We start from the raw sequence: 14,163 nt of genomic DNA on the forward strand, positions 1-14,163 counted from the left end.
CCGTCGAGATGAGCGAATACTCCCTTTTCACCTCCGAGTCTGTGTCCGAAGGGCACCCGGATAAAATCGCCGACCAGATTTCCGATGCGGTGCTGGACGCTATCATCGCTGAAGACAAACACGCCCGGGTCGCCTGCGAGACCCTGGTCAAAACGGGCGTTGCGATCATCGCCGGCGAAGTGACCACCTCGGCCTGGGTCGACCTCGAAGAAATCGTCCGCAAGGTGATCATCGACATCGGCTACAACAGCTCTGAAGTCGGCTTCGACGGCGCCACCTGCGCGGTCATGAACATCATCGGCAAGCAATCGGTAGACATCGCCCAAGGCGTGGACCGCAGCAAGCCGGAAGACCAAGGCGCGGGCGACCAGGGCCTGATGTTCGGCTACGCCAGCAACGAAACCGACGTGCTGATGCCTGCGCCGATTCGCTTCTCTCACGCCCTGGTCGAACGCCAGGCCGAAGCGCGTAAATCCGGCCTGCTGCCGTGGTTGCGGCCGGATGCGAAGTCGCAGGTGACCTGCCGTTATGAAAACGGCCGCGTGGTCGGTATCGATGCGATCGTGTTGTCCACTCAGCACAACCCAGAGGTCAAGTATCACGACCTGCGCGAAGCGGTGATGGAGCTGATCGTCAAGCACAGCCTGCCCGCCGAGCTGTTGCACAAGGACACCCAGTACCACATCAACCCGACCGGCAACTTCATCATCGGCGGCCCGGTCGGCGACTGCGGCCTGACCGGCCGCAAGATCATCGTGGACACCTACGGCGGCATGGCTCGCCACGGCGGCGGTGCCTTCTCCGGCAAGGACCCCTCAAAGGTTGACCGTTCTGCGGCTTACGCAGGCCGCTACGTGGCCAAGAACATCGTTGCCGCCGGCCTTGCCGATCGTTGCGAGATCCAAGTGTCCTACGCGATAGGCGTGGCCCAGCCTACCTCCATCTCGCTGAACACTTTCGATACCGGCAAGCTACCGGACGAGAAGATCATCCAACTGGTGCGCGAGCATTTCGACCTGCGCCCATACGCGATCACCCGCATGCTCGACCTGCTGCACCCGATGTACCAAGCCACCGCCGCGTATGGTCACTTCGGCCGCAACCCGTACGAAATGACCGTAGGCAGCGATACCTTCACCGCGTTTACCTGGGAGAAGACGGACCGCGCAGAGGCACTGAGAGCGGCGGCCGGCTTGTAAGGCCAACGAGTGGCCCTGAACGGGCCCCACAGCAACAACTGGAAAAAGCCTCCCCGCTGCGGGAGGCTTTTTCCGTTCTAGGCTTTGGCTCCTGGACCCCTCTGGAGCAAGGATGCTCACCATGCGGCTAATCACGTATTGGGCCGGCGCGGTCGCGCTGCTGTTTTCGTCGTCTCTGCTGGCATGCCCAGCCTGGCTTCCCGAACAGGCTTTCACTCAGATCCAAGCCCTGCAGCGGCAGGTGGATGAATGGAACCGCGCCTACCACCGCGACGGTGTTTCACTGATTGCCGACGAGCTCTATGACCAGGCCGAAGCGCGCTTGCGGGCGTGGCGCTTATGCTTCCCTGGCACCCAGCCACCTTCGCCCACCGCCGGTGCAGGCGGGCCGCAAGCGCATCCGGTCGCCCATACCGGCGTTGGCAAGCTCGCCGGGGCGGCTGATGCGCGGGCTTGGCTGGCCGGCCGCGAGGAAGTCTGGGTGCAACCGAAGATTGATGGCGTAGCAGTTACAGTGAGCTATCGACAGGGGGCACTGTTGCAGGTAATCAGCCGGGGAGACGGCGTGCACGGCCACGACTGGACAGCCAACGCACGGAAAATCCCTGGTGTGCCCGGCCAACTCCCACGGCCAATAGACCTGGAGCTGCAAGGCGAGATTTATCTGCGCTTGGACGGCCATGTGCAGGCGCAGGCTGGCGGCCGCAATGCCCGCAGCCAGGTCGCGGGCATGATGGCGCGGCGCGATCTTACGGCCTCCGAAGCTTCCCATTTAGCTTTCTTCCCCTGGGAATGGCCAAAGGGCCCAGACACCCAGGCCGAGCGCCTGGCGAACCTGGCCGCGCTGGGCTTCACCGAGCCGCAGCGTTTCAGCCATAAAGTGAACAGCTTCGAAGAGGCCAGCCACTGGCGGGACCACTGGTATAACAACCCGCTGCCCTTCGTGACCGATGGGATCATCCTGCGCGATAGCAAGCGGCCAGCCGCGCATCGCTGGCAAGCGCGAACTCCTTACTGGATAGCCGCCTGGAAATACCCTTGGCAAAGCGCTCTGGCAGAGGTGCGCGACATCAGCTTCGAAGTGGGGCGAACCGGGCGGATCACCCCCATGCTTGAGTTGCACCCCGTGCGGCTGGATGACCGCACCGTCCGGCGCGTCAGCCTAGGTTCCCTGCGCCGCTGGCAGGGTTTGGACATCCTGCCAGGTGATCAGGTATCGCTCGAACTCGCCGGCCTGACCATCCCTCGGCTGGGAGAGGTCATTTGGCGCAACCCGATGCGCCAGCCGGTCATGGCCCCGGACCCTACCCGCTACACTTCATTGAGCTGCTGGCAGCCCACAGACGGCTGTCGCAGCCAATACTTGGCCAGGCTGCAATGGCTGAGCAGCAATAAAGCGCTGGGCATCGCTCACGTGGGCAAAGGCACCTGGAGCCGCTTGCTCGATGCCGGCCTTCTGCCAGAGCTGCACAGCTGGCTGATGCTCGATGAACAAACCTTGGCCTCCGTTAACGGCATAGGCCCGGTTTCAGCCCGGCGCATCGCTCAAGGTTTCGCTAGCACCCGGCGCAAAGGCTTCAGGAATTGGCTGAAAGCGATGAGCGCGCCGCCGACAGGGAGTGCGCGGCTTCCCTCGAATTGGGCGCAGCTGGCCAAACGGAGTCCAGCTGATTGGGCCAATGAAACCGGCATCGGCAGCGGCAGAGCGGCGCAATGGGTGGCGTTTTTTCAGCATCCGCCGGTACAACGCATGGCCGCTGCGCTTCACCAACTGGGTGTAGATGGCTTCGTTGAAGGGTTTGAACTTCCCCCCTACATCCGTTCCAATAGCGCAGAACCTAGTGCGACAACCCCGGAGACCTCATGAAAGCTTTGCTCACCCTGGCCCTTCTTTTCGGTGCGATGGCCCAGCCGGCCCTTGCCGCAGTGCCGGATGAAAGCATCGAGCTCAAGGGGTGCGCCGCGAAGGAGCAACGGGTGCAGGACGAAATCGGCCGCGCCCGTGAGGCCGGCAACACTAGCCAGCTAGAAGGGCTGCAAATCGCGCTCGGCGAACTGCAAGCCAACTGCACTGACGAGAGCTTGAAAAAAGAGCGGGAGAAAAAGGTGCTCGACGCCAAGCGTGAGGTCAGTACCCGCCAGGCCGACCTCGACAAGGCCATGAATAAAGGCGACCCGGAGAAGATCGACAAGCGCAAAAACAAACTTGCCGAGGCTCGCAAGGAGCTGCAGGAAGCCGTGGACGAACTGGACAAATAACGGCCCGCGGCTGCCGGTGCTTCAGGCGGCGACGCAGAATAGGCTGATGATTAGCCCAAGGCCTGCGAGCCAGGCAATCGAGCGCATGGTTCCCTGGTCGACCAGGTAGCAAACGATATAAACCACCCGGCTCACGATAAACAGCAGTGCCAGAAGGTTCAGCGTGCCCTGTTCGGCACCGCCCGCCAGGTGGGCGATGATCACTGCCGCCGCAAAGGCTGGGGTTATTTCGAAGCCATTGAGCTGTGCGGCATGGGCGCGTCGAGGCAGGCCTTGCAGCTTGTCCAGCCAGGCCCGCGGGTCTCGATTGGCATTGGGCCCGTAGCGCCCGCCCGCCGCTTTAGCGGTTACCGTGCAGAGGTAGGGCAGCAGGATGGCAACCAACACGCACCAGTAAGCAACTGTCATTTTCGCCTCGCTTGTCAGTGAATTTTCATGATCATGATGCCCGCCAAGACGAGCCCGCACGCCAGCAAACGCGGCAGCCCCAAGGGTTCCTTGAGGTAGCGCATGCCGAACAGTACCACCAGTATCACGCTGGTTTCGCGAAGCGCGGCGGCCTCGGCCACCGAACCTGCCGCCATCGCCCACAGCACCAGAGCGTAGCTTGCCAGCACGCACACACCGACTGCCGTACCCAACCGCCATTGGGTACGCCAAAAGTGAGCGAAGCTTTTGCGCCGATTCGCCAAGGCCGCCGCGGGAAAGGGCCAGGCACTGATGAACGTCAACCACGCCAGGTAGTCCAGCGGCTGAGCCCAGCGCTGCAATGCTTGGCCGTCGATCCAGGTGTAGCTGCCGATGCATACGCCTATCAGCAGCACCACTGGCAATACCGCCCAAGGCAAGCGCTCACCGCCACCGCCCTGCCAGAGCAGGCAAGCCATGCCGCACGGGATCAACAGAATGCCCAGCACCTGATGAGGCCCGAGGGGCTCATTGCCGACCGCCAGCGTCAGGCCGAGCACCACCAGCGGGGATAGCCCTCGCATCAGCGGATAAACCATACCCAGATCGGCCGCCCGGTAAGCCTGGATCAACAGATAACGATAGAGCAGTTCGAACAGCGCACTGGCGATCAACCAGGGCCAGATCTCGGCAGGTGGAAAGTTGACGAAGGGTAGTAGCGGCACGGCCACCACAAATGCGATCGCATCCATGCTGGCAACGACCAGCAAGCGTTCAGCACTGAATTTGACCAGGGTATTCCAAGCTGCATGCAGCACAGCGGCCAGCAGCACGAGGGTAGTGGCGAACAAACGAGGTCCTTATCCCGCCGCGGCCGTACCAGCCGGGCCCTGTCTCATTAAGAGCTGGAACCCCTGGGAGCTCCAGCGGCGCTATCGTAGCGGAAAAACGCGGCCGGGCCCCTGACTTGAACGCGTACCCCTGGCGCTTCATGAACGCAGCGAGGTTGTAGCGGCGCCTCTCGGCAGTCGAGCAAGGGCACAGGCACAGGGCCACGCGGTTGCTCATGAGGCAGTTCGGTATACGCCATCTGGCAGCCAGCGAGAAAGGATAGAGCAAGCAGCAGTAGGGGCACGGGAACAACAACCAGGACGGAAGGTGCGAATTCTCCACCCATACCCTATAGGCCGCAGCGCTCGCCTTCCGAAGAACATGTGGGAAGCGCCCGATAAGGCCGTCAGTCTTCCCGGCCTTCCTCGGCGAACTGGTCCTTGATGTAACGGATCTGCGTGCGGCCGTGGGGCGCTGGCAGGCCATCTTCGCCCAGGTTGACGAAGACCAGTTTGTCCACGGTCAGAATGCTTTTGCGGGTGATCTTGTTGCGCACCTCGCAGGTCAGCGTGATAGAGGTACGGCCAAACTCAGTCGCGGTAATACCTAGCTCAATGATGTCGCCCTGACGTGATGCACTGACGAAGTTGATCTCGGAAATATACTTGGTGACTACCCGCTGATTGCCCAACTGAACGATGGCATAGATCGCGGCTTCTTCATCGATCCAGCGCAACAGGCTGCCGCCGAACAACGTACCGTTGGCGTTCAGGTCTTCGGGCTTTACCCATTTGCGGGTGTGGAAATTCATGCGCCCCCCTTAGAGCGATAAGTAGTTGCCTTTCACCGTAGCAGCAGGCCTCGGCCGCGACCAGACGCAACAGCGCTCTAAAGCCGACCGCCAGGCGGATTCGACACCCTCCCCGGGCACCCTATATACTGGCCAACGTTTCACCGCCCGCAGGCTATGCGGGCGTTCCCGCCACCCAGCCGAGGGGCGCTGCAGCAGGTGATCCTGTCAGGCTCGGTTGGGGCGTTTGCAAGGCCGGCATCCCCGGCCCCGGGTAGCTCAGGTACAACCTGTTACCCTCAACGCACAACGGCGCCCATTCGCATACTACGAATGGAGACTCTCAAATGAGTGCTGTACTGACGCCCGCCGGTTTTTCCGATTACAAAGTCGCCGACATCTCCCTGGCCGCCTGGGGCCGCCGCGAGATCATCATCGCTGAATCGGAAATGCCCGCGCTGATGGGGCTGCGCCGCAAGTATGCCGGCGAGCAACCACTCAAGGATGCAAAGATCCTTGGCTGCATCCACATGACCATCCAGACCGCTGTGTTGATCGAAACCCTGGTTGCCTTGGGTGCCGAAGTACGCTGGTCGTCGTGCAACATCTTCTCTACCCAGGATCAGGCCGCTGCCGCCATCGCCGCCGCCGGTGTTCCTGTGTTCGCCTGGAAAGGTGAAACCGAGGCCGAATACGAGTGGTGCATCGAACAGACCATCCTCAAGGACGGCCAGCCGTGGGATGCCAACATGGTCCTGGACGACGGTGGCGACCTCACTGAAATCCTGCACAACAAATACCCGGCGATGCTCGATCGCATCCATGGCATCACCGAAGAAACCACCACCGGTGTGCACCGCTTGCTCGACATGCTCGCCAAAGGCACGCTCAAGGTTCCGGCGATCAACGTCAACGACTCGGTCACCAAGAGCAAGAACGACAACAAATACGGCTGCCGTCACAGCCTCAACGATGCCATCAAGCGCGGTACCGACCACCTGCTCTCGGGCAAGCAAGCGTTGGTCATCGGCTACGGCGACGTGGGCAAGGGCTCGGCGCAGTCCCTGCGTCAGGAAGGTATGATCGTCAAGGTCTCGGAAGTGGACCCGATCTGCGCCATGCAGGCTTGCATGGACGGGTTCGAGCTGGTGTCGCCCTACAAGGACGGCATCAACGATGGCACCGAAGCCTGCGTGGACGCGGCGCTGCTGGGCAAGATCGACCTGATCGTGACCACCACCGGTAACGCCAACGTGTGCGACGCCGGCATGCTCAAGGCCCTGAAGAAGCGCGCGGTAGTGTGCAACATCGGCCACTTCGACAACGAAATCGATACCGCCTTCATGCGCCAGAACTGGGCCTGGGAAGAGGTCAAGCCGCAGGTTCACAAGGTGCACCGCACCGGCACCGGCAACTTCGACGCACAAAACGATGACTATCTGATCCTCTTGGCCGAAGGCCGCTTGGTGAACCTGGGCAATGCCACCGGCCACCCTAGCCGGATCATGGACGGCTCGTTCGCTAACCAAGTGCTGGCGCAGATCCACCTGTTCGCTCAGAAGTTCGCCGACCTGGCACCTGCTGCCAAGGCTGAGCGCCTTACCGTGGAAGTGCTGCCCAAGAAGCTGGACGAAGAGGTAGCGCTGGAAATGGTCCGCGGCTTCGGCGGCGTGGTTACCCGGTTGACGCCCAAGCAGGCCGAATACATCGGCGTGACCGTCGAAGGCCCATTCAAGCCAGACACCTACCGTTACTGATCAGCTACAAGCGCCAGGTTGTAAGCTGCAAGTTCGAAGCACTGCGCGTTCGGGCTTGTAGCTTACGGCTTGCAGCTTATAACTCTCATTCGAAGAGCTGCCTTGAAAATGCCTTTGACCGATAAAAGCTTCAGCTTCGAGTTCTTCCCCACGAAGACCGACGCCGGGCACGAAAAGCTGCTCCAGGTGGCCCGCCAGTTGGCGACCTGTGCGCCCGCCTTCTTCTCCTGCACCTATGGCGCCGGTGGCTCGACCCGCGACCGTACCCTGGATACCGTGCTGCAACTGGAGCGGGAAGTGCAAATCCCCGCGGCGCCGCATTTGTCTTGCGTTGGCGATAGCAAGGCGGAACTGCGAGCGCTGCTGACGCAGTACCGCGATGCCGGCATCCAACGCATCGTTGCGCTTCGGGGTGACCTGCCCTCGGGTATGGGGATGGCCGCGGGCGAATTGCGCCATGCCAACGACCTGGTGGAATTCATCCGTGCGGAAACCGGGGACCATTTCCATATCGAAGTGGCGGCGTACCCGGAAATGCACCCTCAGGCGCGCAACTTCGAGGAAGACCTCGCCAACTTTGCCCGCAAGGCCAAAGCCGGCGCGGACAGCGCAATCACCCAGTACTTCTTCAACGCCGACAGTTATTTCTACTTCGTCGAGCGGGTGCGTAAGCTGGGCGTGGACTTGCCGATCGTGCCAGGCATCATGCCCATCACCAATTACAGCAAGCTGGCGCGCTTCTCAGATGCCTGCGGGGCGGAAATCCCGCGCTGGGTTCGCAAGCAACTCGAGGCTTACGGTGACGACGCCGAAAGCATTCAAGCGTTTGGCGAAGACGTGATCACCCGGATGTGCGAGCAGCTGTTGAACGGCGGCGCCCCTGGCCTGCATTTCTATACCCTGAACCAGGCTCAAGCCAGCATGGCGATCTGGCGTAACCTGGGCCTTCCCCGCTGACCTCGCTGGCCCGCGCGCCCAAGCGCGTCGGGCCTGCATCTTGCCATTAAGGGAAAGCCTGACTAGCCAGGGCTGGCCCCGGCGCATACTCTGCGCATATGCGCGCTTTAGCCTGTTTTCTTCTTCTGATCGCCCTGCTGCCATCGACGTTTGCATCGGCACAGCCCCTGCGCATCGTTACCGAGCCTTGGGCGCCGTATGTTTACCTGAACGGCAGCGAGCCTGCGGGCGTCGATTATGAAATCGCCGCGCACGTATTCAAACGCCTGGGCGTACAGGTGGAGTGGGAGTTCCTGCCGTGGAAGCGCTGCCTGATGATGCTTCAACAGGATCAGGCAGACGGCATATTGGATATTTTTCATACGACCGCACGCGAACAAACGCTGGTCTACGCCGATGAAGGGCTGTCCAAGGTGGAATTCGCGCTGTATCAGGCCAACGAGCGCCCAGTGCCTGTAGCCCGCCTGCGAGATTTGCGAGGGCTGCGAGTGGGCGTAGCCCCAGGCTTTCTTTATGGGCCGGCCTTCAGCGCGTCGCAGGCCCTCAAGGAGCCCGCGCCAACGCTGGAAGCCAACTTCGGCAAACTCATGCTAGGGCGTGTGGACCTGGTGATTACCGATCGCCGAGTAGGGCGTTTTACGCTGCAGCAGATGAAGCTCACCGAGCAGGTCAGCGAACTGCCGGGAACCTTGAACACCGATGTTCTGTACCTTGCACTGCGACGCCGGGGCGACCTGCCAGCGCTGGCCGAGCAATTCACCACTGCCCTGCGCGAGTTCAAGCGTGAGCCGGAATACCGGGCATTGTTGAAGCGCTACGGCCTCTAAATCGGGCCTTTTTTGAAAAAAACCACCTTTTGGCAGCCAAATCCCAGCGGCGCGCCGAGGCTCTGTTATACTCCGGCGTTCCCGCCAGGCTTACGCCCGGACGCCGGACCTCGCACCCCTTCACCGCATGCTCGCGCCATGGCTCACGCCCCGGCGGCCCGCTGCGATCCTCCGCGAGCGCCAGCAGTACCGGACGCGGTTGCGTCGATATCCGCCCCCGCGCCAGGCAAACGTTCCCCGGGCTCAAGCCCCACAATGAACAGGATTGCCCATGTCCTTTGCTTCCCTCGGTCTCTCCGAGGCTCTAGTCCGCGCTATCGAGGCTGCTGGCTATACGCAGCCCACCCCTGTGCAACAGCGGGCAGTTCCCGCCGTGTTGCAAGGCCGCGACCTGATGGTTGCCGCCCAAACCGGTACTGGTAAGACCGCCGGTTTCGCTCTGCCCATCCTGGAACGCCTGTTCCCCGCCGGCCATCCGGACAAATCTCAGCGTCATGGCCCTCGGCAGCCCCGGGTACTGGTGCTCACGCCCACCCGTGAACTGGCCGCCCAGGTGCATGACAGCTTCCGCATCTATGCCCGCGACCTTAAGTTCGTCAGCGCTTGCGTGTTTGGCGGCGTTGGCATCAACCCGCAAGTGCAGGCGCTGGCAAAGGGTGTGGACGTGCTGGTGGCCTGCCCGGGCCGCCTGCTGGACCTGGCCGGCCAGGGCAGCGTGGACCTCGCGCACGTGGAAATCCTCGTGCTCGACGAAGCAGACCGCATGCTCGACATGGGCTTTATCCATGACGTGAAAAAGGTACTTGCCCGCCTCCCTGAGAAACGCCAGAACCTGCTGTTCTCGGCCACGTTCTCCAAGGACATCACCGACCTCGCCGAAAAGCTCCTGCACAATCCGGAGCGCATCGAAGTCACCCCGCCCAACACCACGGTCGAGCGCATCGAGCAGCGCGTGTACCGCATTGGCGCCAGCCACAAGCGTGCCCTGCTGGCGCATCTGATTACCCAGGGTGCCTGGGAACAGGTGCTGGTGTTCACCCGGACCAAGCATGGCGCCAACCGCCTGGCCGAATACCTCGAAAAGCACGGCCTCACCGCCGCAGCGATTCACGGTAACAAGAGCCAGAACGCTCGTACCAAGGCGCTGGCCGATTTCAAGGCAAGCACCGTACGCGTGCTGGTAGCCACCGACATCGCCGCCCGGGGCCTGGACATCGACCAGCTGCCACACGTTGTGAACTTCGAGCTGCCGAACGTCGAGGAAGACTACGTTCACCGTATCGGCCGTACCGGCCGCGCTGGCCGCAACGGTGAGGCGATCTCGCTGGTTGCACCGGATGAAGAAAAACTGCTCAAGAGCATTGAGCGGATGACTCGGCAGAAAATCGCCGACGGCGAGCTGATGGGCTTCGACCCGAGCACCATCGAGGCGGAGAAGCCTGAAGTGCGCGAACGGGCGCCGGCCAACAAGCCACGCGCCCGTAACCCAGGCGGCGACAAACCCACCGGCGGCGCTGGGCGCAAGGATAAGGGCAAGGACAAAGGCAAGGACAAGCCTCGCGAGAAATCCGCCGAGGGCCGCGCTGAAGGCCGCACTGAGCCTCGCCAGCCAAGGGCGCGCAAGCCACAACGGCCAGCGCAAGCCCAAAGTGCCCAGCCGGCTGAGCCAGGCAACCGCGACCCGGAAGTGTTCCTGGACGATGAAGTGGATAACTTCGGCAACCGGGCAGACTACGTAAGCCCGTACCAGAACCAGAAGGGCCAAGGCCGTAACCGCCGCCAGGGCACGCCGGCAGCTGGCCAGGCGCCTGCTCAGGGCGCCCGACGCGGCCAAGCTCCAAGTGCGCCTCGTGCCGCCACCGAAGGCGCACCCAAGCGCTCGGGCCCTCGCAACAACTCTCAAAGCGCTGCTGGCGCTGGCCAGAACCGCCGTGACAACCCGCGCAACCGCCGCCCGCGTGAGGAAGCGCGCGCGCCTGCGGTCAGCGAGGCCCGTCGCGAAGCGCCAAAGCCAAAGATCATCATGAAAGAGTCCAAGCTAGACCGTACGCTCACGGCCGAACAACTCGATGACCTGCAAAACCGCGCCAAGGCAGGGGAAAAGCCAGCATTGCTGACCCGCAAGAACTAAGGTCCGCGATACTGCAAGCCCCCAATAAAAAACGCCGCGTGCTTTAACAGACGCGGCGTTTTTTCATTCAAACGCGAGTTACTTGGCGCGCACGCCTTCAAACACGAAGTACAGCTCGACGGTGTCCGACTGTGGGCCCAGGTCCATGGACTTAGGCGCAAAGTCTTTGCGGTTGATGCTGGTGCTGCCTTCGAAGCCAGCGCGGTAGCCGCCCCACGGGTCTTTACCTTCGCCCAGGAAGGTCGCTTTAATCACGACGGGCTTGGTGACGCCGTGCAGGGTCAGGTCGCCGGTCACGTCAGCAGTGTCCTTGCCGTTTGCGTTCTTGCCAGTGGGCTTGACGCTGGTGGACTTGAAAGTCGCTTCCGGGTATTTGGCGACGTCGAGGAAGTCCGCGCTGCTGATGTGCTTGTCGCGCTCGGCCTGGTTGGTGAACACACTTGCGGTTTTCAGAGTGACTTCGATCTTGGTGTCTTCCGGCTTGGCGGCATCGAAGCTGAACTTGCCGTCGAAGTCTTTGAAGGTACCGGTGATGAAGCTATAGCCCAGGTGGCTGATCTTGAAGTTCACGAAGGCGTGTTGGCCTTCTTTGTCCAAGGTGTAATCGGCAGCCATGGCGTGGCCGGCGGTGATTGCAGCGGTGCCAAGCGCGAGCGCGGCCAGAGTGTGTTTCAGCATTTTTTCGATTTCCTTTGCAGTGATTGCGTCAAGTTAAGGTCACGCCCGGCGACCCAGCATGCGCACCAGCGTGGCATCCCGGTCGATGAAGTGATGTTTGAGCGCAGCGAGCCCGTGTAGCACGGAAAACACCACCAGCACCCAAGCCAGGTAGAGATGCAGCTCCCCCGCCCGCTCCGCCTGGTTCTCGATGCCGCTGAACGCAGCCGGCACCTCGAACAGGCCGAACACCGAGATACCCACGCCGTCGGCGGTGGAGATCAGGTAGCCGGTGGTCATGACCAGGAAGATGTCCAGGTACAGGAACAGATGGACCGACACCGCGGCGATACGGGTAGGTCGGCCCTGGTTCGGCGTGGGTGGTGGCGGCGGGCTGATCACCCGCCATACCACCCGCAACAGCATGGCCGCAAACAATACTAGGCCAATGCTCTTGTGCAGTTCCGGCGCGGCCTTGCGCCAAGGGTCGTAGTAGCCAAGGCCGACCATCCACAGGCCAAGGGCGAACATCCCGAACACTGCCAATGCCACGCCCCAGTGCAGGAACATGCTCACAGCGCCGTAACGGGAGGGAGAATTGCGAAGCTGCATGGCAGCACCTCTGAAGAACGTGGGAGAAGATTAACCGCTTACCTATCGAAAAAAAGCGGAAAATTTTGCTTTGAACAATCGAAAGCCACGATAGGAATTGTCCTTGGTTTTGGTTAAGGCAAGGTTAATCCACAGCCGCCTCCCACGCCCTGCTCGCTATGGAACGGCTGTGCCTTAATCTAACTTAGCCCTGGCCTTGCCTTACGGGTTGTCTGCCGGCACCGCATTGCATAGGCTTGCGCATTCTTTTTTTCGGCCCCCCGGCCGCACCGGAGCCCGCCCATGAGCCAAAACCTGCACTGGATGCAACGCGACCTCGCGGTGCTGTGGCACCCCTGCACGCAGATGAAAGACCATGAGCGCCTGCCGCTGATCCCTATCAAGCGCGGCGAAGGCGTGTGGCTGGAGGATTTCGACGGCAAGCGCTACCTCGATGCCGTTAGTTCCTGGTGGGTGAACGTGTTCGGCCACGCCAATCCGCGCATCAGCCAGCGCATCAAGGATCAGGTCGACCAGCTGGAGCATGTGATCCTGGCCGGTTTCAGCCATGCGCCGGTGATCGAGCTGTCCGAGCGGCTGGTGCGGATCACGCCGGAGGGGCTGGATCGGGTGTTCTATGCCGACAACGGCTCTTCATGTATCGAAGTGGCGCTGAAAATGAGCTTTCACTACTGGCTCAACCGCGGCCAGCCGAGCAAAAAGCGCTTCGTTACCCTCACCAACAGCTATCACGGCGAAACCATCGCGGCGATGTCCGTGGGGGATGTGCCGTTGTTTACCGAGACCTACCAGGCGTTGCTGCTGGACACCCTCAAGGTGCCGAGCCCGGACTGCTATCTGCGCCCGGAGGGGGTGAGCTGGGAGGCGCATTCGCGCACGATGTTCGCAGCGATGGAGCAAACCCTCGCCGAGCATCACGCCACCATCGCTGCAGTGATCATCGAGCCGCTGATCCAGGGCGCGGGCGGCATGCGGATGTATCACCCGGTGTACCTCAAGCTGCTGCGTGAAGCCTGCGACCGCTATGGTGTGCACCTGATCCATGACGAGATCGCCGTAGGCTTCGGTCGCACCGGGACGATGTTTGCCTGTGAGCAAGCGGGTATCCGCCCAGACTTCCTCTGCCTGTCCAAGGCGCTGACCGGCGGCTACCTGCCCCTGGCCGCCTGCCTGACTACCGATGAGGTTTACCAGGCGTTCTACGACGATTACTCCACCCTGCGCGCGTTCCTTCACTCACACAGTTACACCGGCAACCCGCTGGCTTGCGCCGCCGCGTTGGCGACCCTGGACATCTTCGAGGAGGACCAGGTAATCGAGCGCAACCAAAGCCTGGCACGGCGCATGGGCGAGGCCACGGCCCACCTGGCGGACCATCCGCATGTGGCTGAAGTGCGCCAGACCGGCATGGTGCTAGCCATCGAGATGGTGCGCGACAAGGCCAGCCGCGAAGCCTACCCGTGGCAAGAGCGTCGCGGCCTGCAGGTGTTCGAGCACGCGCTGGAGCGCGGCGCGCTGCTGCGCCCCTTGGGCAGCGTGGTGTATTTCCTGCCACCGTACGTCGTCACCCCGGAGCAGATCGACTTCCTCGCCCAGGTCGCTACCGAAGGCATCGATATCGCGACCCGCGAACGCGCCCCGGTGAGCGTGCCGGTGAACAAACATGCCAACTTCCGCGATCCAGGCTAGGCCTGGGTTCGCAGGCTGTCGCCAGCTTCTACAAGCAACTGACCAT

The 14,163-nt window shown here is 62.0% G+C and carries 13 protein-coding genes and 1 riboswitch; of the genes, 8 read left to right on the plus strand and 5 right to left on the minus strand.

Going from position 1 to position 14,163, the window contains the following annotated elements; all coding sequences use genetic code 11:
- The first annotated feature begins 8 nt into the window (after positions 1-8).
- The 3 genes from metK to OGL93_RS05275 all read left to right on the plus strand — a co-directional run bounded on the left by metK (position 9) and on the right by OGL93_RS05275 (position 3,458).
- Entirely contained in the window at positions 9-1,199 is a 1,191-nt protein-coding gene (metK, locus tag OGL93_RS05265; RefSeq protein WP_263261327.1) for a methionine adenosyltransferase, read from the plus strand.
- Positions 1,200-1,320: 121 nt separating this feature from the next.
- Positions 1,321-3,066, plus strand: a complete 1,746-nt coding sequence (gene ligB / locus OGL93_RS05270) for an NAD-dependent DNA ligase LigB (protein ID WP_263261328.1) — start codon at positions 1,321-1,323, stop codon at positions 3,064-3,066.
- On the plus strand, positions 3,063-3,458 hold the full coding sequence (locus OGL93_RS05275) for a DUF1090 domain-containing protein (RefSeq protein ID WP_263261329.1): 396 nt from the start codon (positions 3,063-3,065) through the stop codon (positions 3,456-3,458). The genes ligB and OGL93_RS05275 overlap by 4 nt, the downstream gene beginning before the upstream one ends.
- Before the next feature lie 21 nt (positions 3,459-3,479).
- On the opposite strand, the gene OGL93_RS05280 is transcribed toward OGL93_RS05275, so the two are convergent.
- The 3 genes from OGL93_RS05280 to OGL93_RS05290 form a co-directional block, all read right to left on the minus strand.
- Entirely contained in the window at positions 3,480-3,866 is a 387-nt protein-coding gene (locus OGL93_RS05280; protein ID WP_263261330.1) for an MAPEG family protein, read from the minus strand.
- A 14-nt stretch (positions 3,867-3,880) separates the two neighbouring features.
- Positions 3,881-4,717 carry an EamA family transporter gene (locus tag OGL93_RS05285; RefSeq protein ID WP_263261331.1) on the minus strand — a complete coding sequence of 279 codons (837 nt, stop codon included), beginning with the start codon at positions 4,715-4,717 and terminating at the stop codon, positions 3,881-3,883.
- 386 nt (positions 4,718-5,103) lie between these two features.
- On the minus strand, positions 5,104-5,508 hold the full coding sequence (locus OGL93_RS05290) for a hotdog domain-containing protein (protein WP_276583420.1): 405 nt from the start codon (positions 5,506-5,508) through the stop codon (positions 5,104-5,106).
- A gap of 175 nt (positions 5,509-5,683) precedes the next feature.
- Positions 5,684-5,812, plus strand: a riboswitch (S-adenosyl-L-homocysteine riboswitch).
- Positions 5,813-5,834: 22 nt separating this feature from the next.
- Here OGL93_RS05290 and ahcY point away from each other — a divergent pair.
- From ahcY to OGL93_RS05310, 4 genes are all read left to right on the plus strand, one after another.
- On the plus strand, positions 5,835-7,244 hold the full coding sequence (ahcY, locus tag OGL93_RS05295; RefSeq protein WP_263261332.1) for an adenosylhomocysteinase: 1,410 nt from the start codon (positions 5,835-5,837) through the stop codon (positions 7,242-7,244).
- 108 nt (positions 7,245-7,352) lie between these two features.
- Positions 7,353-8,201, plus strand: coding sequence for a methylenetetrahydrofolate reductase [NAD(P)H] (gene metF, locus OGL93_RS05300; protein WP_263261503.1), 849 nt, complete (start codon positions 7,353-7,355; stop codon positions 8,199-8,201).
- Between the two features lie 98 nt (positions 8,202-8,299).
- Positions 8,300-9,028, plus strand: a complete 729-nt coding sequence (locus OGL93_RS05305) for a transporter substrate-binding domain-containing protein (RefSeq protein ID WP_263261333.1) — start codon at positions 8,300-8,302, stop codon at positions 9,026-9,028.
- Positions 9,029-9,299: 271 nt separating this feature from the next.
- Positions 9,300-11,159: a DEAD/DEAH box helicase gene (locus OGL93_RS05310; protein WP_263261334.1), complete on the plus strand. Its 1,860-nt coding sequence runs from the start codon at positions 9,300-9,302 to the stop codon at positions 11,157-11,159.
- 78 nt (positions 11,160-11,237) lie between these two features.
- On the opposite strand, the gene OGL93_RS05315 is transcribed toward OGL93_RS05310, so the two are convergent.
- On the minus strand, positions 11,238-11,837 hold the full coding sequence (locus OGL93_RS05315) for a YceI family protein (protein WP_263261335.1): 600 nt from the start codon (positions 11,835-11,837) through the stop codon (positions 11,238-11,240).
- 39 nt (positions 11,838-11,876) lie between these two features.
- Positions 11,877-12,428 (minus strand): cytochrome b, encoded by a 552-nt coding sequence (locus tag OGL93_RS05320; RefSeq protein ID WP_263261336.1) that lies wholly within the window; start codon positions 12,426-12,428, stop codon positions 11,877-11,879.
- Positions 12,429-12,710: 282 nt separating this feature from the next.
- On the opposite strand from OGL93_RS05320, the gene OGL93_RS05325 reads away from it, so the two are divergent.
- Positions 12,711-14,117, plus strand: a complete 1,407-nt coding sequence (locus OGL93_RS05325) for an adenosylmethionine--8-amino-7-oxononanoate transaminase (protein ID WP_263261337.1) — start codon at positions 12,711-12,713, stop codon at positions 14,115-14,117.
- Positions 14,118-14,163 lie beyond the last annotated feature (46 nt).

This window comes from Pseudomonas sp. RIT-PI-S, from assembly GCF_025642975.1.
Classification (GTDB): Bacteria; Pseudomonadota; Gammaproteobacteria; order Pseudomonadales; family Pseudomonadaceae; genus Aquipseudomonas.

Coding starts and splice junctions, on each gene's coding strand:
- OGL93_RS05320 (WP_263261336.1), bottom strand. CDS start 12,428: ATGCAGCTTCGCAATTCTCCCTCCCGTTACGGCGCTGTGAGCATGTTC.
- OGL93_RS05310 (WP_263261334.1), top strand. CDS start 9,300: ATGTCCTTTGCTTCCCTCGGTCTCTCCGAGGCTCTAGTCCGCGCTATC.
- OGL93_RS05290 (WP_276583420.1), bottom strand. CDS start 5,508: ATGAATTTCCACACCCGCAAATGGGTAAAGCCCGAAGACCTGAACGCC.
- ligB (WP_263261328.1), top strand. CDS start 1,321: ATGCGGCTAATCACGTATTGGGCCGGCGCGGTCGCGCTGCTGTTTTCG.
- metF (WP_263261503.1), top strand. CDS start 7,353: ATGCCTTTGACCGATAAAAGCTTCAGCTTCGAGTTCTTCCCCACGAAG.
- OGL93_RS05305 (WP_263261333.1), top strand. CDS start 8,300: ATGCGCGCTTTAGCCTGTTTTCTTCTTCTGATCGCCCTGCTGCCATCG.
- OGL93_RS05325 (WP_263261337.1), top strand. CDS start 12,711: ATGAGCCAAAACCTGCACTGGATGCAACGCGACCTCGCGGTGCTGTGG.
- OGL93_RS05280 (WP_263261330.1), bottom strand. CDS start 3,866: ATGACAGTTGCTTACTGGTGCGTGTTGGTTGCCATCCTGCTGCCCTAC.
- OGL93_RS05275 (WP_263261329.1), top strand. CDS start 3,063: ATGAAAGCTTTGCTCACCCTGGCCCTTCTTTTCGGTGCGATGGCCCAG.
- ahcY (WP_263261332.1), top strand. CDS start 5,835: ATGAGTGCTGTACTGACGCCCGCCGGTTTTTCCGATTACAAAGTCGCC.
- OGL93_RS05315 (WP_263261335.1), bottom strand. CDS start 11,837: ATGCTGAAACACACTCTGGCCGCGCTCGCGCTTGGCACCGCTGCAATC.
- metK (WP_263261327.1), top strand. CDS start 9: ATGAGCGAATACTCCCTTTTCACCTCCGAGTCTGTGTCCGAAGGGCAC.